Annotated in this window: 24 protein-coding genes, 1 tRNA gene and 1 pseudogene; 14 read left to right on the forward strand and 12 right to left on the reverse strand. The window is 56.9% G+C overall.

Annotated features, from left to right (window positions below; all coding sequences use genetic code 11):
* Positions 1-3 precede the first annotated feature (3 nt).
* From HX875_RS04085 to HX875_RS04095, 3 genes are all read left to right on the forward strand, one after another.
* Positions 4-651 (forward strand): glycoside hydrolase family 19 protein, encoded by a 648-nt coding sequence (locus HX875_RS04085; RefSeq protein WP_177041857.1) that lies wholly within the window; start codon positions 4-6, stop codon positions 649-651.
* Positions 648-1,166 carry a lysis system i-spanin subunit Rz gene (locus tag HX875_RS04090; RefSeq protein ID WP_177041858.1) on the forward strand — a complete coding sequence of 173 codons (519 nt, stop codon included), beginning with the start codon at positions 648-650 and terminating at the stop codon, positions 1,164-1,166. Before HX875_RS04085 ends, HX875_RS04090 begins: the two co-directional genes overlap by 4 nt.
* Before the next feature lie 67 nt (positions 1,167-1,233).
* A complete protein-coding gene (locus tag HX875_RS04095) occupies positions 1,234-2,028 on the forward strand; it encodes a DNA adenine methylase (protein WP_177041859.1) in 795 nt (264 codons plus the stop codon).
* On the opposite strand, the gene HX875_RS04100 is transcribed toward HX875_RS04095, so the two are convergent.
* The 7 genes from HX875_RS04100 to HX875_RS04130 all read right to left on the reverse strand — a co-directional run bounded on the left by HX875_RS04100 (position 2,025) and on the right by HX875_RS04130 (position 9,007).
* A complete protein-coding gene (locus tag HX875_RS04100) occupies positions 2,025-2,705 on the reverse strand; it encodes an SOS response-associated peptidase family protein (RefSeq protein ID WP_177041860.1) in 681 nt (226 codons plus the stop codon). The two genes, HX875_RS04095 and HX875_RS04100, sit on opposite strands and share 4 nt — an antisense overlap.
* Before the next feature lie 27 nt (positions 2,706-2,732).
* Positions 2,733-3,071, reverse strand: coding sequence for a hypothetical protein (locus tag HX875_RS04105; protein ID WP_177041861.1), 339 nt, complete (start codon positions 3,069-3,071; stop codon positions 2,733-2,735).
* 92 nt (positions 3,072-3,163) lie between these two features.
* Positions 3,164-3,373, reverse strand: a complete 210-nt coding sequence (locus HX875_RS04110) for a hypothetical protein (RefSeq protein ID WP_177041863.1) — start codon at positions 3,371-3,373, stop codon at positions 3,164-3,166.
* 94 nt (positions 3,374-3,467) lie between these two features.
* The gene (locus tag HX875_RS04115; RefSeq protein ID WP_177041865.1) at positions 3,468-4,013 is read right to left on the reverse strand and encodes an arsinothricin resistance N-acetyltransferase ArsN1 family B; all 546 of its coding nucleotides are present in this window, start codon (positions 4,011-4,013) and stop codon (positions 3,468-3,470) included.
* Between the two features lie 259 nt (positions 4,014-4,272).
* Positions 4,273-5,763 carry a DUF1254 domain-containing protein gene (locus tag HX875_RS04120; RefSeq protein WP_177041867.1) on the reverse strand — a complete coding sequence of 497 codons (1,491 nt, stop codon included), beginning with the start codon at positions 5,761-5,763 and terminating at the stop codon, positions 4,273-4,275.
* A gap of 19 nt (positions 5,764-5,782) precedes the next feature.
* Entirely contained in the window at positions 5,783-7,246 is a 1,464-nt protein-coding gene (locus HX875_RS04125; protein ID WP_177041869.1) for a DUF1254 domain-containing protein, read from the reverse strand.
* 219 nt (positions 7,247-7,465) lie between these two features.
* Positions 7,466-9,007 carry an AAA family ATPase gene (locus HX875_RS04130; RefSeq protein ID WP_177041871.1) on the reverse strand — a complete coding sequence of 514 codons (1,542 nt, stop codon included), beginning with the start codon at positions 9,005-9,007 and terminating at the stop codon, positions 7,466-7,468.
* Positions 9,008-9,594: 587 nt separating this feature from the next.
* Here HX875_RS04130 and HX875_RS04135 point away from each other — a divergent pair.
* Complete coding sequence (locus HX875_RS04135; protein ID WP_177041873.1) at positions 9,595-9,774, forward strand: hypothetical protein; 180 nt, start codon at positions 9,595-9,597, stop codon at positions 9,772-9,774.
* 269 nt (positions 9,775-10,043) lie between these two features.
* On the opposite strand, the gene HX875_RS04140 is transcribed toward HX875_RS04135, so the two are convergent.
* From HX875_RS04140 to HX875_RS04155, 4 genes are all read right to left on the reverse strand, one after another.
* Positions 10,044-10,424 carry a DUF1090 family protein gene (locus HX875_RS04140; protein ID WP_177041875.1) on the reverse strand — a complete coding sequence of 127 codons (381 nt, stop codon included), beginning with the start codon at positions 10,422-10,424 and terminating at the stop codon, positions 10,044-10,046.
* A gap of 248 nt (positions 10,425-10,672) precedes the next feature.
* Positions 10,673-10,978 (reverse strand): DUF6124 family protein, encoded by a 306-nt coding sequence (locus tag HX875_RS04145; RefSeq protein ID WP_177041877.1) that lies wholly within the window; start codon positions 10,976-10,978, stop codon positions 10,673-10,675.
* Between the two features lie 326 nt (positions 10,979-11,304).
* Positions 11,305-11,625, reverse strand: a complete 321-nt coding sequence (locus HX875_RS04150; protein ID WP_177041879.1) for a hypothetical protein — start codon at positions 11,623-11,625, stop codon at positions 11,305-11,307.
* A gap of 6 nt (positions 11,626-11,631) precedes the next feature.
* Positions 11,632-12,543 carry a glycoside hydrolase family 6 protein gene (locus HX875_RS04155; protein ID WP_218171866.1) on the reverse strand — a complete coding sequence of 304 codons (912 nt, stop codon included), beginning with the start codon at positions 12,541-12,543 and terminating at the stop codon, positions 11,632-11,634.
* A gap of 144 nt (positions 12,544-12,687) precedes the next feature.
* Here HX875_RS04155 and HX875_RS04160 point away from each other — a divergent pair.
* The 7 genes and pseudogenes from HX875_RS04160 to HX875_RS04190 all read left to right on the forward strand — a co-directional run.
* A pseudogene (locus HX875_RS04160) lies at positions 12,688-12,807 on the forward strand (DUF1993 family protein); the annotation flags it as partial.
* A 133-nt stretch (positions 12,808-12,940) separates the two neighbouring features.
* The gene (locus HX875_RS04165; RefSeq protein WP_177041883.1) at positions 12,941-13,549 is read left to right on the forward strand and encodes a LysE family translocator; all 609 of its coding nucleotides are present in this window, start codon (positions 12,941-12,943) and stop codon (positions 13,547-13,549) included.
* A gap of 844 nt (positions 13,550-14,393) precedes the next feature.
* Positions 14,394-14,480 (forward strand) — tRNA-Leu (locus HX875_RS04170).
* Positions 14,481-14,794: 314 nt separating this feature from the next.
* Positions 14,795-16,897: a TonB-dependent siderophore receptor gene (locus HX875_RS04175; protein WP_256348031.1), complete on the forward strand. Its 2,103-nt coding sequence runs from the start codon at positions 14,795-14,797 to the stop codon at positions 16,895-16,897.
* Between the two features lie 94 nt (positions 16,898-16,991).
* Positions 16,992-18,143 carry a PepSY-associated TM helix domain-containing protein gene (locus HX875_RS04180; RefSeq protein WP_177041885.1) on the forward strand — a complete coding sequence of 384 codons (1,152 nt, stop codon included), beginning with the start codon at positions 16,992-16,994 and terminating at the stop codon, positions 18,141-18,143.
* Positions 18,140-18,316 (forward strand): hypothetical protein, encoded by a 177-nt coding sequence (locus tag HX875_RS04185; RefSeq protein WP_177041887.1) that lies wholly within the window; start codon positions 18,140-18,142, stop codon positions 18,314-18,316. Before HX875_RS04180 ends, HX875_RS04185 begins: the two co-directional genes overlap by 4 nt.
* Positions 18,317-18,368: 52 nt before the next feature.
* Complete coding sequence (locus tag HX875_RS04190; protein WP_177041889.1) at positions 18,369-18,830, forward strand: anti-virulence regulator CigR family protein; 462 nt, start codon at positions 18,369-18,371, stop codon at positions 18,828-18,830.
* 95 nt (positions 18,831-18,925) lie between these two features.
* On the opposite strand, the gene HX875_RS04195 is transcribed toward HX875_RS04190, so the two are convergent.
* Positions 18,926-19,936 carry a zinc-dependent alcohol dehydrogenase family protein gene (locus HX875_RS04195; RefSeq protein WP_177041891.1) on the reverse strand — a complete coding sequence of 337 codons (1,011 nt, stop codon included), beginning with the start codon at positions 19,934-19,936 and terminating at the stop codon, positions 18,926-18,928.
* Positions 19,937-20,119: 183 nt separating this feature from the next.
* Here HX875_RS04195 and HX875_RS04200 point away from each other — a divergent pair, with 183 nt between their 5' ends.
* From HX875_RS04200 to arr, 3 genes are all read left to right on the forward strand, one after another.
* Complete coding sequence (locus tag HX875_RS04200; RefSeq protein WP_177041972.1) at positions 20,120-21,019, forward strand: LysR family transcriptional regulator; 900 nt, start codon at positions 20,120-20,122, stop codon at positions 21,017-21,019.
* A 278-nt stretch (positions 21,020-21,297) separates the two neighbouring features.
* Positions 21,298-21,615 carry a hypothetical protein gene (locus HX875_RS04205; protein ID WP_177041974.1) on the forward strand — a complete coding sequence of 106 codons (318 nt, stop codon included), beginning with the start codon at positions 21,298-21,300 and terminating at the stop codon, positions 21,613-21,615.
* 344 nt (positions 21,616-21,959) lie between these two features.
* On the forward strand, positions 21,960-22,376 hold the full coding sequence (gene arr, locus HX875_RS04210) for an NAD(+)--rifampin ADP-ribosyltransferase (RefSeq protein WP_177041892.1): 417 nt from the start codon (positions 21,960-21,962) through the stop codon (positions 22,374-22,376).
* Positions 22,377-22,418 lie beyond the last annotated feature (42 nt).

Genomic DNA, 22,418 nt, shown 5'->3' on the forward strand with positions numbered 1-22,418 from the left:
AACATGTCTATCACCCTGCAACAGTTGCTGTTGATCCTCCCGAACGCTGGCCGTCAAGCCGGACTTTTTGTCGCTGTGTTGAATACTGCAATGAGCAAGTACGGCATCGTTACGCCCAAGCGTATCGCGGCCTTCATCGCCCAAATCGGGCACGAATCCGGCCATTTGACGCGCCTGGTCGAGAGCCTGAACTACAGGGCGGACCGGATCATTGCCTTGGGTAATGCCGCAAGCCCGGGTTCCCGCTGGCGGTCCCTGGTACCGCGTGCCGCTGAGCTGGCGGGAAGCTCCGCGCGTATGGGGAATGCCGTCTATGGCGGCCGTATGGGCAACGGCCCGGAGGCGTCTGGAGAGGGCTATATCTATCGGGGGCGCGGCCTGATCCAAATCACCGGCAAGGTCAACTATCGTGCGTGCGGTGAAGCCCTGGGCATCGACCTGATCAATCACCCCGAGCTGTTGGAACAGCCGCAATACGCCGCGCTGTCGGCGGCCTGGTACTGGTCCGTAAACGGGCTCAACACCCTGGCCGACGCTGGCGAGATCCAGAACATCGGCAGCCTCATTAACACGGGCAGCAAGGGCAAAATGCCGAATGGCGCAGCCGATCGCCTGGCGCTGTATCAGGCGGCATTGCGGGTGCTGGCATGACGCCCGTGCAAAAGCTTGCCGGGCTGGCTGCCTTGATCCTGCTTGCCATGGCCACGAGCTTCGGCGCTGCCTGGCAGGTGCAGGACTGGCGCCTTGGAAAGGTGCTGGTAGAGCAGGGCGCCCAGTTCCAGACGGACCTGACCGCGATCGGCAATGCCGCTGCAGCTCAGGCCCATAGCGAGCAAGACAAGCGCTTGGCCACCGAGCAGCAACTGGCAACCTCCGACCAACAACACACCAAGGAATTATTCGATGCCCAGCGCAACCAGGCTCTGCTGCGTGACCGCCTTGCTACTGCTGATGTGCGGCTGTCAGTCCTTCTCGACGCCACGGATTCAGGCAGTGGCTGCGACGTGCCTGACACCGCCAGTACCGTCGGCGTGGTTCATGCACTCCGTAGAGCCCAACTTGACCCAGCGCATGCTCAACGAATTATCGCCATCACCGACGCCGGCGACCAAGGATTGATCGCACTGCGGGCGTGCCAGGCGTATGTCAGGACCATTGCGCCCTGACCTACATTTCAGGTCGCAAAAATTAGCACCACCCCAATGAACACTCACCTTGCAAAGGATTGCAAAAATGACAAACCCAATCGTTCCATGGATGGGTGGCAAGCGCCGCCTGGCCGACCGTCTGATTCCTCTCTTCCCTCCACATGAATGCTACGTTGAAGTTTTCGCTGGCGGCGCGGCGCTCTACTTCATGCGGCCCCAGGCTGCACCAGTTGAAGTCCTCAACGATATCAATGGCGACCTAGTGACGTTGTATCGGGTGGTGCAAAACCACCTGGAAGAATTCGTGCGCCAGTTCAAATGGGCGCTTAGTTCCCGACAGGTGTTCGAGTGGCAAAAGATGACCCGCCCCGAAACCCTCACCGACATCCAGCGCGCCGCCCGGTTTTTCTACCTGCAGCACCACGCCTTTGCCGGCAAGGTTACGGGGCAGACGTTTGGCACCGCGACCACTGGCCCGGCAATCAATCTGCTGCGGATTGAAGAGAACCTTTCCGCAGCGTGGCAACGCCTGTCCGGCACCTACGTTGAAAACCTGCCTTGGTTGGACTGTGCCGAGCGCTACGACCGTGCGCACACCTTTCACTATATGGATCCGCCTTACTGGCAGACCGCTGGCTATGGAGTCGACTTCCCTTTTGAAAACTATGAGCGGATGGCCGATTTCATGCGCAGATGCAAAGGGAGGGTTATGGTAAGCATCAACGACCACCCTGACATTCGGCGGGTGTTTGAAGGGTTTCACTTCGAAACGCTGGATATTCGGTACAGCACCACCAATCAGCGCCAGGGAAAAGCCGAGGTCAGCGGAGAGCTTGTGATTATGAATTGGAAACCCTCTGACCTCGGCGGCCTGTTCTAGGGCGCAGGCTGTATCAGGTTGGCCCCCTTGTTCCGCACATTGCCCACGGCCGTATCGACCTTGAACCATTCGAAGGCCTCTGCCGGCTCGCCCTGGTGCAGCACCATCTGCTCGGCGCGCTCCTTTGGCGTGGCCGGATCTAGCCATTCCCGGGCCAGGTCCGGCATCAGCACCACGGGGCGCCGGTCGTGAATGTCCACCATGCCGCCAGCGCTGTCGGCTGTAATGATCACGAAGCCGTCATGCTCGCCCGGGCCTTCATCGCTGTCGGGCAGTTGGCCAATGGCGGCGCACAGCACCGGTGCGCCATCCCGCCGGCGGATCAGATAGGGCTGCCTCTTCGGGCCGCCTTCGTCCACCCACTCAAACCAATTATCGATGGGCGTGATTGCCCTGTGTGGCCAGATCGACCGGAAGAAAGGGCCGTGGGCCACCTTCTCAACGCGGGCATTGATCGGCGCGGCGCGGTCCTTTGCCCAGTGCGGCCGCCATCCCCAGCGCACTAGGTCGGCGTGCAGCAGGTCGCCCTGCAGGTGGAGCAGGGCAACCTGGGTGGACGGTGCCACGTTGTAGCGTTCCAGCGGCAGTTCACCTACGGAGTTCGCCAGGGCATTGGGCATGCTCAGCGCTGCAACAAAGTCGTGGATGCCGCTGTACTGGGAAAGTCTTCCGCACATGGTTCGCCCTCGATCTGAAACCTGAGCTTAGACGATGGTTTTTGGTCGAGTGACGAGCCCATCGAGCAGCTCTTTCAACTGATCAGCGCGTTTCTTGTCAGCTCTTGATGAGGTCGTCAGGTCGTTGATCTGTTTGCGCATGGAGGCGGCTTCAGTACTTCTCTCGGCGAGGTATCCCCGGAACTGCGTCTTGACCGCCTCGGCCTCAGCCAGCATTTGCACCAAGCCATGAATGTCCTCCCTCGCTTTACGCAACTGCAGGTTCAGTTCCTGGATCTCATTCTCCAGTAGGCGGGCGTGCTGTTTGTGCATTTCGAGAGGCGTGGGGATACCAAGCCACCCGCAGGTGTCTTCGTCGATGTTCATAGGATGTAATCCGAATGCTGTATGTGCGTACAGTATTCGAGATTTGGTAAGGCGGAAGGTTTGAGGCGACGAAATGCAGGCTTACCCGACGATCAGTCAGGCGCTAGGAGGACAGCCAGGGTCAGCTTGATGAACTCTTCGTTCTCATCAATGGTGTGTAAAGCACCACGGATGTTCTCGGCCACGTCGGCGGAGCCGCGTTGCTCCACCCAGTTCGATAGCTCCATGATCGAGGCTTCGAGGGCCAACTGGTTTTCGTACAACTTGGAGAGTAGGGAAGGGAGCAGGTCTGAGTTGGGCATCGGCGTTCCTCTGGTGGAGTGAACAGCGTAGCAGTTGATGCTTGGGATCCCATTTTAAGGTCATGAGTGGCCGCTCTCGACCCTACGAAGACGCTCATTCCAATAGTTCCGGATACGGACAGATTTCACTCGGCGGACAAGTCCTCGCTCCCAACTCAAGATGCCAGTAGCCCACATCGTGCCACTGACCTAGCTTGTAACCGACCTTCGGATAGGTGCCGATGTGTCCGAAACCAAGCCGCTCATGCAGCCCGACGCTGCCCGAATTAGGCTGAGAGATGCCAGCATAGGCCGATCGATAGCCCTGTCGAGCTAGGATTGGCAGTAACACGTTATAAAGGCCACGGCCAACACCGGTACGGCGCTCATTCTTTGCAATGTAGACGGTGACATCGACTGCCCAACGGTACGCGGCTCGAGCTCTGTGCTGGCTGGCATAGGCATAGCCGACCACTCGGCCTTCACGAACTGCGACTAGGTACGGGTAGGTCTGCAGCGTCATTGCGATGCGCTGCTGTATCTCTTCAGCGGTGGGTGGTACCTCTTCGAAAGAAATTGCGGTTTCAGTTACAACCTGAGCGTAGATAGCCTGGATAGCCAAAGCATCTTCAAACTGTGCAATTCTGATTTCGATAGACATTGATGACCTCAGATTTAACGCGTGATTTACACGCGCCATGAGTTATTCGGCGCTTTTCCTGCGCTCTGAGTAGAGGTTTACCGGGAACGCTGGACGGTCACGCAGAATGCCATGACCGGCGACTTGGTTCGAAAGAAATCATGCATAGCAGTGGCAATTCTGGCAATTGCTGCTGACTGGCAGCAATCGACCCAAAGCAGTCAGTCACGAATACCGAAGACATGAACGCAGTAATACATTCATGCCGTTTGGACGCAGATCATTGCTTGACCAAGTCCCCCGGTTTCCACGCCTTGTCGAAGAACTCTTTGGTGGGACCGTATAACCGCAGAATCACGAAGTATCCCTCGCCCGGAAGGGTTTTGATCCAGTTTTTACCGATGCCTGGTGAATTCGGGCCGAAATGCACATCAATTGAACCGTCGCTGTTGGTGACGGGTTTATCCATGGTGTTCAGCGACGGGAACGGCTGGCCGTTATCCAGGCCTGAGGCAGTGATCGAGTCATACGCCGTCACAGACCAGAACAATGCCGCCGGAATACCTTTGGGCAGGTTCAGCGAGTAGCTATTGCTGCCGGACAGGAATCGGCCTTTGGCATCGACGAAGGTGGCTGGGTACTTGGCGCCGACGTTTTCCATGTTCACCGCCATGCCCGGGCTGGCCGAGTAGGCATTGGTGAAGAATCCGGTGCGAGGGTCGATGTAATTGAAGGTGTCGGCGGTGAAGGTCGCATTGCCGGGGAACACGTTCAACCACTTGCGATCCGGATACCAGGTGCCATTGGCGACAATGGTCTGCGGTGTGTAGGAAATGGCATGGCCGATCTTACTTGCGGTTTTCGCTGCCTTGTCGAGCAAGTCACGGGTGACAGACTCCGGTTTGAACGGTTCGCCCTTGACGATACCCAAGGCGGCGAGCATGCCGCGCATTTCCATATCTTGCGGGTCAACGTACTCGTAGTCGATGAACCGCGACAGCATGTCAAACGCGCTACCGTCGGTTGGGTAGAGCATGTTGACCGGCGTTTTTGATGCGTTGGGAAACTCCATCGTTTTGGCCGTTGCCTGTTTGCTCAGCGGATAGATTCGCGTCTGCTCCATGACCGCAACCGGTGCCTCCAGTTGTTTCGGGTCCTTGAAGAATCCGCGCCAGAACACGAACACTCCGTAAGTGCGCGAGCGGTAAGTCAGATAGCCCGGCGGTACTTCGCCCTTGTAGTCCGGTGGCAGCACCAGATACTTGGCACCCTTGCCTTTGTCCGGCCCTGGCAGCCCTACATCACCACACCACAGGCGACCTTCGATCTGGCCCTCGGAGCAAATCGGCCGTTGGAAGAAGTCATCGAGAATGCCCTGCAAGCCTGGCGGGACTTCGATCACCATCGGGCCGTCCTGCTTGAGATCCAGATAGCCCATGGCATAGATCACGTCGGAATTGGGCGTGGTGACGCGGGTCTTGGCGTTGAGGCGGTCCTTCCAGATCGGCAGCACGTTGTAGCCGGCACCGAAGGCTTTTTCCGAACCTTCTTTCATGGCGTACATGTTCAACGCCGGCAGTGCCCAGATGTACGACTGCACGGCACGCTGGAAAAGCAATTCGTTTTGCAGTTGCGCCACGCCCTCCAGTGTTGGATAGCCGCCGGCAAAAGGCAGATCGGCCAACTGTTCATAGTGCGTGGCCGCCTGGGCGCTGAGGCTGATCGAGATGGCCAGGCCCGTTGCAGTCAGTGATTTTGCAAATGTGCTCATTGCGAACGTCCTGTTCTGGTCAAATGGTTTTCAGTACGGCTGGGGGCACCCACCGGCCATTCAGCGCGGCCGGTTCAGGCCAGTAGGCGCGGATGTACAGCGAGAAATCAGCACCTTGGGGCGTCGGCAGCCAATTGCTTTCCTTGTCCTTGCCCGGTGATTCGCTCTGCACGTAAATCGTCAACGAACCATCGGCATTAGCCTGCAGTGATTTGTTCTTGGTGCCGATCGAATAGCGCTTAAGGTCATTCGGGGAAAAGAAGTGCTGCTCGCTGTACAGGGTCAGCGACCAGAAGCCTTTAACCGGAGGCAGTTGCCCCTTAGCAAAGGTCACGGAGTAGCTGTTCAGCCCATTGAGACGCGTACCGGACTTGTCCAAGTCCTGATAGAAGTATTTGGTCTCTTTCTGTTGGTTGACGAAAATATTCGAGCGCGCCACGGCGGTACGGCTGAAGTAGTCGGTGCCAAACGCTGCGCCGTTGCTGATGGTGCTCCAGTGATCCGGCAGTTGCAGGCCATAGTTGCGGAACTGCAACAGCGGATCGATCACTTCGCTGTCGGCTTTTTTCGCTTCATCGATCATCGCCGCCTTCAGTTGCGGATCAGCCTTGGCGATGGCCGCGAGGGTGGCCATCTGCGCGTAGCGGGCTTCTTCGCCCGGCAACGGTTTGGCGTCCTTGAGTAGCGCCGGCAACTCGTCGAAGAATTTCTCCGGCATCACCCATTTGGTTTCGCCGCTGCCCGCCGCCTGCGCCGGGAATTTTGGTAGTTTCGCCCAGTCCCGGTGTTTGACCTTGCCGTCGTATTGCGACAACGGGTACATGTCCACGCCCGACAGCGACGCTTGAATGGCTGTGCGGTCGGCTGCGGTATCGTCCTGGAACACTCGGGGAATCACGAAGCCGGTGCTGGTACGTGCCCGAAAGACTTTGGTGATGCCCGCAGGCACCTTGCCATTCCAGTCAGGGCCAACCAGCAGATAGAAGCCGGGTTTGCTGCCGTACATCTTGCCGAGTTCGGCAAAGCTATCGGAGCGGAGATCCACCACCTGATACACCCAAAAACGGCTGCCGAAGTCCGGCACTTGCAGCACGACCGGTTCCAGATCCAGCGCGATGCTGCCCGCGCCGTACACCACATCCTGATTCGGGCATGCGACCAGCCGTTCCGCCGGATCAATGTAATCACTGAGCATCGACAGTCGATTGATCGGCGCGACCGGAACGATGCCCCCCATCAAGCCCGGTTCGGGCAGGTCTTTGAAGGCCTGACGACGGTTGAAAATATTGGCCATCGGCCAACCCCAGAAATACGCTTCGCGCGCCATCATGCGCACATAGGGTTCGGTGACCTTGGTGCCGGCGACAGGCCCGGCAACGGAAGCTTCGCTAGCGTAGCTGGGTGGCACCAGCAGGGATGTGGTTGCCAGTGCACCGAGCAGCGTCAGTGCGAACAGGTTCAGGCGATGGGGCGATTGATTCATAAAAGTATCCTTACTTGCGGGATCACCTTTTTGCTGGTGAGTCGCAGGAAAGATAGCTCAAGTTTGGTGGGGTGACGCTTGATCGGCTTGAACGTCAGCTTTTGGCCGATTGCTGCCTTTCGCGAAGGGCGGCAATCGGCCAGGAGCGGACAACGTCAAGCGAACGCTAGCGGCCAAAGCGGACGTATTGGCAATCGACTTTTTTCGAGCTCCGAGAAGTTAAGGCAACATGCTTGATATCGTATTTTTTAAGTCGTCGAATTCTTCAGGGAAGTTTTTATAAACGATACTACACACAAGTATTAAACACCGCTCAGGATCCAGGTTTACTTGCTCACCCACTTCGACAAATTCTTCATGTTTGCCTGCCTGTAATGCGTATTCGACGATTTCGGTAGCGCGCTGAGGTTCAACGCCCAGCTCAACTCCTAGTTCGTGCGGAATTTCGCTGCACTTTTGTAAAAGCCAGGCTTCGGGCCATGTGTCGCCTGGAAGGTAACTTGAGCGTGCAAGTAACCAATTATTAATTTCAACATCTTTCCTCTCTGCCATGTTTTTGGCGTGTTCTATATTCTTCGCCTGCAGTTTTCTCTGATCAGCATCGTATACAGCTAATATATTCGCATGCTCATCTCTCAAAAAATTTGCTGCTAACTGGCGAGCCACTGCGGCGGCGGAGCCTATTCGAGTGATATTTATCCGACTTCGCACACTCCCATTTAGAACAGTTTCAATGATAACTTTTGCGACTGGATCCTCAACGAATATCTCAAGTTCCTTCTCGCCAATAGCTCCCATTTTTGAGAACGCAAACTCTGCTGACACACCTGGAGTTATTTTAGTCTTAGGTCCGGTTCTCTCAATAAAAAACCTTGCGTCGTCAGGCAAGCATTGAAATATTTGTTTTGAGTGTGTCGTGCATATAACCTGAGTCCCCGTATTCATACATACTTCTTTAAGGCGCTCCATAAATAACCTTTGAGCTCTTGCATGCAGACCAAGCTCAATTTCATCGAGAACCAACAAAGCTCCCTCGCCAGAAGCATATATGGTAGAGAAAATATCAAATAACGCGTTTTCACCTGCACCCATATTGAAACCAGAGTAAATTACATCACCAACTTTAACAATCGGAAGACCGTACTTTCTGTATTCCAGTTGCCGATAATCATCGTATCGTTTACCAAGGACATAACCAACAGCGTCTTTAACCTTCTGCTCCCAGCCGTGAACTCTCAAATCCTTGAAAGCTCGTGAATAAGATCTTGATTGACTGCGTTCAGCGTGAGGGACAATACGCTCAATACCCAAAAAAACCACCGTCCGTTTTATTCTGGTGTCATAGTCATTCCACTTCCCACCTGCCTTTTTTTTCCTTACTTGCGACGCGATTCCTTCAGGTGCACTTTTCCAGTTATTGTGAGCAAAACTATACCAAATCTCTATTCCAGGAGGAGCGATTTCCTCCGAGTGCTGCATAAAAAAATCAGAAAAAGTGTAATAACTCCGAGTACGCTTTGGAAGCTTGAATCCATTCAACTTGTTATGATAGGCACACGCGGCGAGCGCCAGCATAGTTGACTTTCCGGACCCATTAACTCCAGCAAACGCAGTTATCGGATAGTTGAGATTCACCTTGAATGAAGTTAGCCCACGAATGCCGCCCGTTGAGATTTGGATGCTCCGAAGTAAGGCTTTGGTGTTATCCTTGCAAAACCAATTTCGTAACTTTTTATCTAAATTACTTTCCCTGTACTTCATTGGTTCTCCCCATAATTAATTCACAACGGCTTAAGTGTTACGTGGCCATTTGCTATTCCTAGCACAAATTGTGGAGACTATCGAGCCAGCGACGAAAATTTCCTATGACGTATCTGGGGTGGCAAAGGTAGACATATCGAATGCCCGCTATTGGGCAGCAGTATTCTCAGATGAGCGTCGGCTATTGGCCGATAGCTGCCTGTCGTTACTTTTGTGCGGTGGGCCAGTGTGTGAAGCGACTGCGACGATGCTGCCCAACAAAGATTGGATCGAAAATCAGTTCCGCAATGTAAAATGAGCGTCGCGCAAACAAAGGTCTCCAGCCGTTTTGGCACATTACAAATGCGGAAAGGTATTTGTTTTAAATTGTTGATTCATATGGCTTTATGCGTGGATTGCAAATCCGCCTACGCCGGTTCGATTCCGACCTCGGCCTCCACTCTTAAAAACCCCGTAGATTAACGTCTACGGGGTTTTTTATTGCCTCTGGGAAAGGCGTCGTAGTGGTGCGCTTCAAACCGCCCTCGCAACGTTGGCTTCCACTCCAAACCCGACTACCATCGCGCTTTTACTCTAGGGATGGACAGATGTTTCCAAGGTATTTGCGATGGGTGTTTCTTGTTTGCGTGATCTGCAACGTCTTGCAGTTGCTGTTGCTCGGCTTCCAGGCCTATTCGGGCTCGGTGCCTCCCACCAAGATGATCATGCCGATTGTGATGATCGTCGTATTCGGCTGGATGGCCACCCAATCGACCAAAACGAAGTAAGCCTCAATCTGCCATCCCCGGCTCCCGAATCATGCCTTTGCGACCACCGCGCTATCATCTGGCGCGGGAGAGCATTTTCACGGTAGCAGTGACGATCATGTAGGTGGTGAACATCCAGAACACAACTGACACCGTGTAAACCGGTATCGACAGGGTTGTGTGTAGCCAACCTGGGGCTTTATTCATCAGCGGGTACGTCAGCAACTATCGATAGGCGTGGCAGAAAAAAAGGCCCGCGAGTACGGGCCTTTCTCACAGCGTATAGCGAGTTACTTGAACAGGCCGCCAATTGCGTTGATCGCATCCGCAGCCTTGTTCACGTTTTGCTGGTTTTGGGGGTTGTTGCTCACTTGCGCCTGGGCGTTGTAGTTGCTGTTACTGCAACTTTTGTTGGTTTGTGTCAGTGCCGCTTGGAACGCCGTCGCGCGCAAGGTATCGCCCTTGGCATTGGCAGCATTGATATTCGCCTGCAGGTCACGGACCTGTTGCTGGCAGGAGGCGTTATTGGCGTTGACAGTGTTGTTGCTGTTGCTGGCGCCACCCAAGGCAGACGACAGGGCGCCTGTGAGGGCGGACAGGTCGGCAGCATGGACGGGCAGGGTGAGCAGGCTGAACAGGGCGGCGGCAGGTGCGAGTTTGGAAAGACGCATGGCAAACCTCAATGTTTTATTGCCTGCGCACAGAGGGGAACCCGAGCCGGCGCAGAACAATATCCGTATAGAGGTGGCGCCCGGGTGCAGCGAAATATAGGGGGGCGACTTTTGACCTTCAACGCCGGGATTCGATAAGTGTGCGTTGTTTCACGTTGTTTGTCAGACGTTGCTCATGACTGGCTGGTCGCCCAGGCTGCGACGTCGTGCACATTGTGGGTGCCTGACGCCACGCCTGAGGGAGTGGGTTAGTGCGGTTTCAAGCAATCCAGCGCCTGATCCGCCAAGGTCCTGGCCATGCCGATCAGGTGCAGGGTGGAGCGCGCCATGTCGCGGCTTTCCTCAGTTGCATTCTGAGCGGTGCCCTCAGCCGTTGCGGCTGCGCAGCGCAGTAGTTCGGAGAGTTGGGCAATGGCGTCTTCAAAGCTGACGTCCTGGTGAACGGTGAATATTGGATGGGTAACGGGATCGGGTTGCAGGTAATGACTCAGGGCGCGCTCAAAGGCTTCGCGGTCACGGGTGACGCGGGGCGGGTCGGGGACGATCTTGTTCATGCATAAGCTCCTACTGATGGGGAGCCATCCTCGTGTCGGTCTCACTCGACAAAAGGTGGCAGCTATGTGCAGGGTGAGAAAACCGGACAGTAGGACTCCGGCCAGACCGAAGTCTGCCCGCACACAGCCGCCATAGAACATGCTACAGACGGTAGTGGCGCTTGGCGCCTACTGGTTCCAGGTTCTCACACCCGATCGCTGATATGCAGCGACGGAGCGAAGACTAGCCAGTGATTCCAGCGGGCACAAGGCCGAAAGATTCTCTAGGAAACGTCCCGCAAGTTAAAGCGATTTGCCTTGCTGGCCTTTAAAAAATCGGGTGGTGTTCAACGGTGTTTGGCGACGCCCGACAGTCTCGCCAGCAGCGTCAATGCCACGATTGCCCAGCCAAAGTTGAGTGCCACAAACATCCACTCAGCTGGGTTTGTGCCCAGGAATATCATCGAGGTTGTCGTTAAAAAAACAATCAAAAACCCAATAGGGAGCCAGAACCAGAGGGGCCTCTGACGCTGGCACGCCTCTACCTCCAACGGATTTTGTTCATGGAGCGTCATCTGGGGTCGGCCTCGGTAACCTGCTGCTTCCTTGCCGGTGTTGAGCTCAAGAGCGTTATCCTGAGCAATGAGGCCGGGCGATGCAAGGCTCATTCGCCCTTAGTTCCCATCAATCAATCGAAGCGCGAGATCGGCGCTGAAAGTGCCTGCTATTGGCCCGCCATGACACTCTGTTTTTGGCGACGATGCGCCGTCTGAATTACCGGGCAGTTTGATCCACAAGGCAACCAACTGAGGCGAAAGCACTTGCGGCGCAATGCCGAGCCTGCGGCCTGGCGGGTTGCACCAGTCGCCAGGAATCGCACCATTGCCGTTGCGGCTGGTGTCCACCGCGATGGCCTTTGTATAGCTGAATTCGCTTAACAACCTGCTGTTGATTGCATCCCCGTAACTGCGCACCTGGGCGAGGGTGTAGAAGTTGGCAATATCCAGGGCAAACCCGCGGGCCTGTTTTACACCGGCTGCATTCAACGCCTCGGCCATGGCGGCTGGGGATTTCCAGCCTGGATTGCCGGCGTCCAGATAAACATCGGTGTGTGGCGCGCGCTGCTTGAGCCCCGACACGGCATAGTTGAGCAGCGTCAGCCGTTCGGCGCGTTTGTCGCTGCCCAGGCACTGTATGTCGGCCAGCGCATCCGGCTCCAGAATAACCACGGCCGGGTGGTCTCCTATGCCGTTGATCAAGTGGTCGATCCAGGTTTGGTACTCGGCCCTCGTTGGCGCGCCACCGGCAGACGCGCCGCCACTGCAGTCACGGTGTGGAAGGTTGTAGGCCACCAGGATCGGGACTTTATCTGTGCTGGCGGCGGCCAAGACGTAGCGACTGACTCGGTCTGTCAGTCTGTCGGCAGCCTGGCTGGTGCCGGTCAACCACAGGGCGCTGGGGACGTCGGCAATAGCGGAACGGATCCTCGCTGTGGCCGGTGTATCGGGGTTGTGTTGCACCCACTGTGCCGCGCTGGACTGCGGATTGACATAGAAGCCATCGCCCGCGTGGGCAGCAGGCAGCATTAACAGGTAGAAAACACCGGCGGCAAGGGTAGCGATCTTTATCACGCTCTACACCAGAAAGGGCATGGGCCGCCAAGTTAGATCTACTCCTCGTCCACGTCACGTGAAGCTGGATGAAGCTTGCAGGGTGCCTGCTTAATCGTGGCCATTCCACAGTTCTACTTTCACCTGATGACCGCTCACAGCACACTTCGCCATAACGGCGCGCCGCTCGGAAAGGCCGATTATGTGCCGCCTATGTTTGGCTTCGTGCGCCAGCGATAGGCAGGTTGTAACGCTCTTCGCGGCACGCTATCGCGATGAAGTGTATGCCTGCATCTCCCCGCAGCTGTACGGGGCGCACGACGGCATAACGTTCTACTGTCGTGGCCACAGTACTTCGTTCGGATCTCGCGCCATGCTCATGTCTTCAAGCCTCTTGTCAGCCTTCGCGCTGTTCGCCTTTGTGTCCTCGATCACCCCCGGCCCCAATAACACGATGTTGCTGGCGTCCGGGGTGAACTTCGGTTTTATCCGTTCGATTCCCCACGCACTGGGCATCAGCATTGGCTTTATGTTGTTGGTGATCGCCGTGGGCCTGGGGCTCGGCGAGGTGTTCAAGGCGCTGCCGTGGGCTTACACCGTATTGCGTTATGTGGGGGCGGCGTATTTGCTGTACCTGGCCTGGAAGATCGCAACGTCCAGCGGGATGTCCGATGACACCGATGGCAAGCGCAAACCCATGACCTTCCTCGGCGCGGCGGCGTTCCAGTGGGTGAATCCCAAGGCCTGGGTCATGGCGCTGGGCGCGATCACCACCTACACGCCTGCGCAAGGGTATGTCGCCAATGTGCTGTTGATTGCGGCGGTGTTTGCCCTGGTGAATCTGCCCAGCGTTTGCGTATGGGTGGGCTGCGGCAGCAGCTTGCGCAATGTGCTGCGCGAGCCGCGCTGGTTGCGGGTGTTCAACTGGTCGATGGCGGGGTTGTTGGTGCTGTCGTTGTATCCGATGTTTTTCGTGGGCTGAAACGCCCCCCTGAGCGCAGGCGCCGGGGGCGTCAGCGGGCTGTGAACCCTAGACCGGTGAGATGGTGGCAAGCAGACCAATCGCGATGGTCAGCGCAAGAAAACCGAACAGGAAAAATGCCATCTTAGCCATAAGGCCTCCGAAATGAACGGGCCGGCAGGACGTTTCCTGTCGGGCTCCCCGGGCGTGTCGGGAGTGGCTGTATTGTCAGGGCCGGGCGGGTTTCGATACAGGGGCAGATGCAAAAGAAAAAAGCGTATCAGATGTCCTCGGGTGCCGCAGGAGCCGTAAAACCGGGGATGATGATTTTCGGGTATCAGGCAATAAACAGCAGCTCAGTGGCGTTTCCAGCGCAATGGTGAGCGCCCCAAGGCCCGGTCAAGGAACTAACCTTTTGCGCTGAGTATCGTATCCACGATTTTGCAGCGCAATTGAAGGCAAAGCGCAGTGGGGATGGCTATTCTCAAGCGGCGCTGGAGTGGGTTCCTTGACGTGTTTTCATCGGGGCGAATAGGCAAATGGGCAAAACGTTGGCTGCGCTGTCGTTTTTGATGACCCTGGTTTGGGTATCAGTGGTGATTGCGGTAATGACTTATTTTTCTTAGTGCGCCCGGGGGCAGGGGTCGTGCCTGCCGACGGGGCGTGCCTGGTCGTGACTCACGACCGCCGTCGAAATCTGTAGATCACTGATCTGGCGAGCTTTTTTGTTGGCCGGCGCATCGCTTGTTTGTTTGAAAAAGCCCGTTCTCGACCTTGCATCGAGGGGGCTGGATCTATATATTCCCTAGCCTGCTGCAACGCTCAAGGGCTTATAACGCTGCCTGGCTTGCTGCATAGCGCTACCGCCCGAATGGCGAAACTGGTAGACGCATGGGACTTAAAATCCCCCGCTCGTAAGGGCGTGCCGGTTCGATTCCGGCTTCGGGCACCATCATATTCAAGGACCTGCATGATTTATCATGCAGGTCCTTTTTGTTTGCGCTCCGCAATTTCAACTCCTGCGCCGGCGGCTTTCCGCGCTGCGTCAAATCTCCCTCGTACCCGGCTGAAATCTGCTCAAGGGCAAATTTTTGCACCTTGCGCATCTCCCCCTCTCGAACCACCAGAATGTAGCCAAATGTACACGAGGGTAAATGTTTCGAAATGTGAAAAAAATGTCCAACTCAATTTGGTAATTGAGTTAGATTCCTATTAGCGTTCTCAAATACTGACGCGCTTGACTCACTTGTCGTAGGAATTCCCGTTTTGAAACATCACCTTTCCGCCAGTCTGTTGCTTGCGGGCGCTTGCAGCGCTGCGTCCCTGGTTTATGCCGCCGAAGACTTGACGTTGCCGACTACCCAGATCGAAGCGAGTAGTGAACCTATTGACGGTCCAACCGTGGGCTACAAGAGCAACCCGTCGTCCAGCACTACTCGTCTGGGGCTGACAGACAAGCAAACCCCGCAAGCCGTGACCACCATCACCCGGCAAGCCATGGACGACTTCAAGATCACTGGCATCAAGGACGCGCTGCGCTCCGCGCCCTCGGTGACCGTGGAGCAAACCGAAACCGATCGCACGGAATTCACCTCGCGGGGCTTCGATATCAACAACTTTGAATACGACGGCGTGGGCATGCCATTCGTGGGAACTGTGTTGGTCGGTGATCAGGACTTGGCCGAGTTCGAACAGATCGACGTCCTGCATGGTGCCAATGGCTTGATGAGTGGCGCTGGCAACCCGTCGGCCACGGTCAATTTCGTACGCAAGCGCCCGACCGAGACCTTCCAGGCGCAAATCGATACCAGCGTCAGCTCCTGGGATGGTCGTCGTGTGGCCGTGGACGTTTCCGGCCCGTTGACGGATACCGGCAACGTACGTGGGCGCTTTATTTACTCCCACGACAAGGGCAACTCATGGATGGATCGATACAGCCATGAGCGCAACGTCGCTGCCGGTCTGTTGGCGTTCGATGTGTCAGATGCCGACACCGTGACCGTGGGCTTCTCCCAGCACGACAGCGATTCAAACGGTAGCACTTGGGGCAACTTGCCGCTGGTGGATAACGACGGCAACGCCATTCACTATGGCAGCCGCAGCTCCAGCATCGGCCAGCCGTGGACCTATTGGAACCTGCGTACCCAGCGCACATTCGCTGAGCTCAAGCATGATTTTGGCAACGGCTGGAACGCTACAGTCACCGCCACGGGCATCACCGAAAAGCAAGACACCAACATGATGTATGTCGCCGGGGTCAGCGGTGATGACGCCTCAGTATTTGCCGCCAACACCACCAGCGAGGCTCATCAATTGCTGGGCGAGGCCAAGGTCTCCGGCCCGTTCAGCCTGTTTGGCCGAGAGCATGAATTGACCTTCGGCGCCGCCTATGGCCGCACCCATCAAAAAGCCCGCGAATACGATGCGGCTGCAGATGGCTATTACGACGCGTCATTCTCGGATGTGCTGGCGGGTAATTTGGCGCATCCATCGTTCCTGTTTACCAGCGACGCCAATACTCAGAATTTTACGGACACCCAGAAGAGCGTGTACGCCGGTGCACGATTCAGTCTGGCCGATGATCTGCACTGGATCGCCGGCGCGCGGATGATCAGCCTGGACGCTTCCGGCGACAGCTATGGTTCCGACTACTACACCCGTGCCCATGGCAAGGTGACGCCTTACACCGGCCTGGTCTACGATCTGGACAAGCAGTGGAGCGTGTACGGCAGTTGGACGAAAATCTATAGCGCACAGTACAACCTGGGCAGAGACGGTAAATTGCTGGCTCCGCTTGAAGGCAAAAGCATGGAAGCGGGTGTGAAGGGCAGCTTGCTGGATGAGCGCCTCAACGTCACTGCGGCGGCGTTCAAGACCGAACAGCATAATGTCGCGGAGTATGTCGGCCTGGTCGATGGCCGGTCCGTCTACGACCCCATGGATTACAAGAGTCACGGCGTAGAGCTGCAAGCCTCCGGCGAGGCGCTACCTGGGCTGGACCTGCTCGCCGGCTATACCTACGTGCGCATCGACAACGACGACGGCGACAAGGCACGTAAATATGTGCCGACCCACAGCGTGCGCGGCATGCTCACCTATCGCTTGCCGAGCTTGCCCCAAGCCAGGGTGGGTACACGGGTAAGCTGGCAGAGTGCAGTGGAAAACGACACCAACAGTGCTATCCACCAGAACGCCTACGCCTTGCTCGATTTCATGGCCAGCTATGACATCGACAGCAACTGGAGCACGTCGCTGAACCTGAACAACGTCACCGATCGCAAATACCTGCTTTCGCTTTACAACAGTGCCACGACCGCCAGCTACGGTGCCCCACGTAACCTGGTCGCTTCCGTTACCTGGAAATACTGATACCGCCCGAGGGCTCGGTGTGTTTACCCCTCACACCGTCACCGGGCCCCCGTAGCGCACTGCAAGCTTGGTTCTTTAAGGAAAATTTCTGCGCATGACTGCACGAACCCTGCGTATCTGGTTTCTGGTCCACAAATGGACCAGCCTGATCGCTACCGTTTTCCTGTTGCTGCTGTGCCTGACGGGGCTGCCACTGATCTTTCATGAGGAGATTGAGCACTACGTCGAACCGCCTCCGCCCCTGCGTGTGCTGACCGCCGATACGCCACGAATCAACTACGACACAGTCATTGCCAGGGCACTGGCGGCACAACCGGGCGAGGTCGCGCGTTTTGTCGGCTTCGATCCGGAAAGTCCGCTCGGCACGGTGTACACGGCAACCAGCATTATGCCGCCACCGATCGAGGGTCATTCGCAATCGTTCGATACGCGCACCGGGGAGTTATTTCCTTCGGCGCCGCCGGACGATGGGTTCATGAACCTGATGTTGCGGCTGCATACCGATTTGTTCATGGGGTTGCCGGGTTATCTGTTCCTCGGCTTCATGGGTTTACTAATGGTCGCGGCGCTGGTGTCCGGCGTGGTGGTGTACACACCGTTCATGCGCAAGCTGGACTTCGCCACCGTGCGCAGCGGGCGCAGTTCGCGCTTGAAATGGCTGGACCTGCACAACGTGCTCGGCATTGCCACGCTGGCCTGGGTGTTGGTGGTGGGCGCGACAGGCGTGATCAATACGCTGGCACTGCCCATTTTTGACTTCTGGCAGAGTGACCAGTTGGCGCAGATGACCGCGCCCTACAAGGATGCGCCGCCGCTGGAACGCCTGGGGTCGTTGCAAAAGGCGCTGGATACCGCGCGCAAGGCGGCGCCAGACATGGAACCCAGCTTTATCGCCTTTCCCGGTACTCAGTTCAGCAGCCAGCACCATTACGCAGTGTTCATGCGCGGCACCACACCGCTCACCGCGCGATTGCTCAAGCCGGCCCTGGTGGATGCGAGTACCGGCGAGCTGACCGACATGCGTGAGATGCCGCTCTACGTAAAAACCTTGCTGGTTTCGCAGCCGCTGCATTTTGGTGATTACGGCGGCTTGCCGCTGAAGATCATCTGGACACTGCTCGATCTCATCAGCATCGTAATCCTTGGCAGCGGGCTCTACCTCTGGCTGAGCCGTCGCAAGGTACCGTTGCAAAAGCGTTTGGATGAGTTGAATGCCAGTGGGCTGCAAATGGAGGGCCGATCATGAGGCGCGGACTATGGATGATCTTTCGCTGGCCGCTGTTGCTGTTTTTTTTGAGCCTGTTCGGATTGCTCTCGGCACTGATCGGTGATGGCGTCTATGACCTGCTGTCATGGCTAAGCCTGGGGGTGCCGTTGGGGCTGGTCGGGGTGGTTTGGCTACGTTTGCATCGGCGCTAAAGCCGCCAATACCGTCTACATTTCAAGGGCAACCCCTTTGGAGAAGACAGTGATGTTTAAATCTCGCTCGCTTGTAGCGGCTGTTACCTGCCTTGCTTTGGCAATGAGCTCAATCACAGCCTTGGCCGACCCCGGTAACGGGAAGGGGCAGGGCAATGGAAAAGACAACTCCCAAGGCGACCAGGGCCACGGCAACAAGGGCAACAAGGGCAAAGGTTCCAGCGCAGATGATTGGCAGCGCGGGCCCAGCATTGACCGGGGCGGCGTATTGGGCGTGGTTGGCGGCTACCGTGACTATTGGCGTCCAGGCCCCTCACTGCCACCCGGAATACAAAAGAATCTGGCCAGGGGGAAACCGCTTCCTCCAGGCATCGCCAAGAAGCTGGATGGCCGGTTGCTGGGCAGGCTGCCCCATTACGACGGTTATGAATGGCAACAGGCAGGCACTGATCTGATACTGGTCGCAATCGCTTCCGGCATTATTTATGAGGTTCTCAATGGCGCCTTTGATTAAGGCGCCCAGGGGATCAGTGTTTTCGCCGCCCGGATCACACTCAACGCGCTCAAGCGTTGAGTGTGAAACTCCCGTGTGGCACCACCATCGCCATCTTACGCAATCTTGATCACCACCTTGCCAAACGCGCCCCTGGCCAGGTGTTCGTACGCCTGGCGCGCTTGGTCGAAGGGGTACACACGGTCGATCACCGGGCGAATCCTGTGCTCATTCAAGAATGCGTTCATGCGGTCAAACGACGAGCGCGGCGCTACGGCAATGCCGCGAATCGTGGTTTGGCGGAAGATCATCGGCATCAGGTTCAGCGCAGAGGTCTGGCCGGTCAGGAAGCCGATCTGGGCGATACGCCCTCCGGCTTTTGTCGCGGCGATGGATTGGTTGATGCCGTCGCCGCCTGCCACATCCAGCAGCAGGTCCACGCCCTTGCCGTCGGTGAGTTTCAATACTTCTTCTGCCCAAGCGGGATGCTTGCGGTAATTCACACCGGCAACCGCTCCCAGTTTTTTCATCGCATCCAGGTTCTCATCGCGACTGGAGGTGACAATGACCTTGGCGCCAAGGGCCGTTGCGATTTGCGCAGCGAAAACAGACACCCCGCCAGTGCCCTGGACCAGAACCGTCTGGCCGGGCTCGACCTGGCCGAAATCAACCAGCGCGTACCAGGCTGTCAACGCGGCAATCGGAAGGGTCGCGGCCTCTTCATCGGACATGTTGTCGGGGGCACGTACTGCGCTGTCTTCGTGGATGATCATGTATTGCGCCAGGCCGCCCGGTAATGGCGAGCCGAAGCAGTAGTCGGGTTCATCCGGGCCAGGCATGCCGTCCAGCCAGCGGGAGTAGAGGTGCGAGTTGACCCGGTCGCCGATGGCGAAGCGGCTGACGCCGTCACCCACCGCAACCACAGTACCGGCTGCATCGCTGACGGGAATCAGCGGCTTGGGCACCTTGTGGGGCTCGTAGATGCCGTCAACGATGGCCTTGTCCCGGAAGTTGAGGGATACGGCCCCCACCTTTACCAGCAGCTCTCCGGCCTTGGGTACGGGAGTCTCGGTATCGCCTTGCACCAGGTTGTCCAAACCGAAATCTTTCAGAAGCCACGCTTTCATTTTCTGTCTCCAGCAACGGTGAAGGGGTAGGGGAGGCAAGCGCCTCCTGTGTGCCTGGGCCATTATTTAGTTTTCACCACGCAGCATAAATGGGCAGAACCCAACAGGATTGTTATCCTGAGTGGTAACAATCATCCCTTCGCAGGCTTCCCGAGGAACAGACGCATGGCGCTTCTACAGTCGATGCAGGTATTCGCCAAACTGGCGGAGTTGGGGAGCTTCACCAAAGTCGCGGAAGCGATGCAGACAGGCCGCCCGTATGTCACTCGCACGATTCAGGAACTAGAGGCTTCGCTGGGTGTGAGGCTGTTCCAGCGCACCACGCGCAAAGTCAGACTGACGGCTGAGGGCGAGCGATTTTACGAGCGCGTCAAAGAGATTTTGGCCACCATCGCGCAAACCACCTCCATGTTCGACCGCAGTGGTTCGACGTTGCGGGGACGGTTGCGGATCGATATTCCCACGGCCTTTTCCCAGCACGGGTTCATGGAAAGCCTCAGGCGATTTACCCAGGCATATCCCGAGATCGAGCTGGCACTCGGCGTGACCGACCGTACCGTAGACCTCGTGGCCGAAGGCATCGATTGTGTATTGCGAATCGGTGATCTCCCGGACTCCAGCCTGGTGGCCAGGGACATTGGCAGCGCGACCATGGTGACCTGTGCATCGGCAGGTTATCTCCAGGCCTGCGGGGTACCGCAAACCCTGCAAGCGCTTGCAGGCCACCGATGTGTTGGCTTCCTGTCCGGCCAAAACAACCGGCCGCTGCCCTGGCACTTCTCGGTGGAGGACGAAAATCGTCCCCACACGCCACGTGGCGGTATCACCGTGAACGAGTCCAATGCCTACGTTCAATGCGGTGTTGCAGGCTTCGGCATCATCCAGGCGCCGGGCATTACCGTCGGTGCATTTCTCGACAGCGGAGAACTGGTTGAAGTCCTCGGCGCATTTCGTCCAAAGCCGCGCCGGGTTTCTGTGCTGTATCCAAGCAGAACCCATCTTGCACCCCAGGTAGATGCATTCGTGGATTGGCTGAAAAAGCATTTTCCGGTTCTGCACCCCGACTGGTTCAAGGCTCATTAACCCTCGATGAGGCGCGATTGCGCGGGTTGTTCGCCAGGGGCAGCGGCACGTATGATCGCACCCAGCACCTTATTCGGGCGCTGAGACTCACCCCCTTTGAAGGACATGAGCATGGAAAAGCACTTCGGTAATTCAGGCTTGTTCAAGGCTGCTTCGTATCACTGCAACGCACTCCTGGGCCGCAGCATCGCGCGCTGGGAGCTGAAAAATATTGCGCTGAATACGAAGGAGTTTTTGATATGTCCAAAGAATTACTCGGAGTTTCTGCTCTAGGGTTGATGGTGGTCGGTGAGTTTTGTGCAATCTACAGTGAGGTGGTCGCCGCCAGGCTTGCCCAGACAGGGCATGGTTCATGGGAGGCGTTCGTACTGCCCGTTGTGCTGATGTGTTTTGCAGGGCTTTGCCTGCTGGGAGCGTATTGGCTGGGGTATATGGCTGTCGGTGATATCTGGGTTGTCACCGTGGTCTCGGTTACCTCTTTGCTGCTGCTTGAGCCGGTGGTGGTCTGGTCTCTGTTTCATGAAGCACCAGGACGTGGCGCACTGATTGGGTTCGTCCTGGGCGCCCTGGGCATGCTGTCCACTGTATTGCTTTAACTCAGCGCTCTGGCCCGGCAATCATGTGCCGGGCCAGCGCCGCCCCATTTTCGGCAGCAAGAATCGGGGTGCGAGCCTGTTACGGATACCGTTATTTTTGCCTGAATAATGGGGAGTAATGTTCCTGGGGGAAAGCCTTTCGATTGCACATGTGTACGGTGGCGGACTGATTTGTTTAGCCGTGTGGTTTGTTCTCAGCCAGGGCAAGCCAAAGCAGGAACTCTCAAGGTAGAACTCAGGTTGGAAGGTCAGTCACGACGTTCTCCTTGGGCGCGTGGTAAAAGTGTCACTCGGGCAAACACACGCCCACCGAACAGCACATTTATCCACGGAGCAGCGAGCCCATGTCAAAGACCGCTGGCATGTTTACCCGTCAGTTCTTTCACGGTACCCGGGCCGATCTGGAGCCGGGTGATCTGATCCGCGTCGGCTACCCGTCCAACTTCACAGAAGGTAGACCACTGTCGTGGGTTTACTTCGCGGGCACGCTGGATGCGGCCATCTGGGGCGCTGAACTGGCGCTTGGCAGTGGGCGGGAACGGATCTATGTGGTGGAGCCAACGGGGTCAATCATCGATGACCCCAACGTGACGGATAAGAAATTCCCCGGCAACCCCACGCTTTCCTATCGTTCAACCGACCCGTTGCGGGTCGTGGCCGAAGTGACGAAGTGGCAAGGGCATCCGCCTGAGCGGTTGCAGCAGATGAGGGACAACCTCGCCCGTTTGAAGGCCGAGGGGCGCGATGTCATCATCGATTGATATGATCAGGAACCAACGGGCGTCGCCAGATAGCCAAGTGGT

Origin of the sequence: Pseudomonas yamanorum (assembly GCF_013386765.1) — a bacterium.
Classification (GTDB): domain Bacteria; phylum Pseudomonadota; class Gammaproteobacteria; order Pseudomonadales; family Pseudomonadaceae; genus Aquipseudomonas; species Aquipseudomonas yamanorum_A.

Bases quoted from the DNA above. Each gene is read 5' to 3' on its own strand.
- HX875_RS04085 (WP_177041857.1), top strand. From the start codon at position 4: ATGTCTATCACCCTGCAACAGTTGCTGTTGATCCTCCCGAACGCTGGC.
- HX875_RS04090 (WP_177041858.1), top strand. From the start codon at position 648: ATGACGCCCGTGCAAAAGCTTGCCGGGCTGGCTGCCTTGATCCTGCTT.
- HX875_RS04095 (WP_177041859.1), top strand. From the start codon at position 1,234: ATGACAAACCCAATCGTTCCATGGATGGGTGGCAAGCGCCGCCTGGCC.
- HX875_RS04100 (WP_177041860.1), bottom strand. From the start codon at position 2,705: ATGTGCGGAAGACTTTCCCAGTACAGCGGCATCCACGACTTTGTTGCA.
- HX875_RS04105 (WP_177041861.1), bottom strand. From the start codon at position 3,071: ATGAACATCGACGAAGACACCTGCGGGTGGCTTGGTATCCCCACGCCT.
- HX875_RS04110 (WP_177041863.1), bottom strand. From the start codon at position 3,373: ATGCCCAACTCAGACCTGCTCCCTTCCCTACTCTCCAAGTTGTACGAA.
- HX875_RS04115 (WP_177041865.1), bottom strand. From the start codon at position 4,013: ATGTCTATCGAAATCAGAATTGCACAGTTTGAAGATGCTTTGGCTATC.
- HX875_RS04120 (WP_177041867.1), bottom strand. From the start codon at position 5,763: ATGAGCACATTTGCAAAATCACTGACTGCAACGGGCCTGGCCATCTCG.
- HX875_RS04125 (WP_177041869.1), bottom strand. From the start codon at position 7,246: ATGAATCAATCGCCCCATCGCCTGAACCTGTTCGCACTGACGCTGCTC.
- HX875_RS04130 (WP_177041871.1), bottom strand. From the start codon at position 9,007: ATGAAGTACAGGGAAAGTAATTTAGATAAAAAGTTACGAAATTGGTTT.
- HX875_RS04135 (WP_177041873.1), top strand. From the start codon at position 9,595: ATGTTTCCAAGGTATTTGCGATGGGTGTTTCTTGTTTGCGTGATCTGC.
- HX875_RS04140 (WP_177041875.1), bottom strand. From the start codon at position 10,424: ATGCGTCTTTCCAAACTCGCACCTGCCGCCGCCCTGTTCAGCCTGCTC.
- HX875_RS04145 (WP_177041877.1), bottom strand. From the start codon at position 10,978: ATGAACAAGATCGTCCCCGACCCGCCCCGCGTCACCCGTGACCGCGAA.
- HX875_RS04150 (WP_177041879.1), bottom strand. From the start codon at position 11,625: ATGAGCCTTGCATCGCCCGGCCTCATTGCTCAGGATAACGCTCTTGAG.
- HX875_RS04155 (WP_218171866.1), bottom strand. From the start codon at position 12,543: ATGCTGCCTGCTGCCCACGCGGGCGATGGCTTCTATGTCAATCCGCAG.
- HX875_RS04165 (WP_177041883.1), top strand. From the start codon at position 12,941: ATGCTCATGTCTTCAAGCCTCTTGTCAGCCTTCGCGCTGTTCGCCTTT.
- HX875_RS04180 (WP_177041885.1), top strand. From the start codon at position 16,992: ATGACTGCACGAACCCTGCGTATCTGGTTTCTGGTCCACAAATGGACC.
- HX875_RS04185 (WP_177041887.1), top strand. From the start codon at position 18,140: ATGAGGCGCGGACTATGGATGATCTTTCGCTGGCCGCTGTTGCTGTTT.
- HX875_RS04190 (WP_177041889.1), top strand. From the start codon at position 18,369: ATGTTTAAATCTCGCTCGCTTGTAGCGGCTGTTACCTGCCTTGCTTTG.
- HX875_RS04195 (WP_177041891.1), bottom strand. From the start codon at position 19,936: ATGAAAGCGTGGCTTCTGAAAGATTTCGGTTTGGACAACCTGGTGCAA.
- HX875_RS04200 (WP_177041972.1), top strand. From the start codon at position 20,120: ATGCAGGTATTCGCCAAACTGGCGGAGTTGGGGAGCTTCACCAAAGTC.
- HX875_RS04205 (WP_177041974.1), top strand. From the start codon at position 21,298: ATGGTGGTCGGTGAGTTTTGTGCAATCTACAGTGAGGTGGTCGCCGCC.
- arr (WP_177041892.1), top strand. From the start codon at position 21,960: ATGTCAAAGACCGCTGGCATGTTTACCCGTCAGTTCTTTCACGGTACC.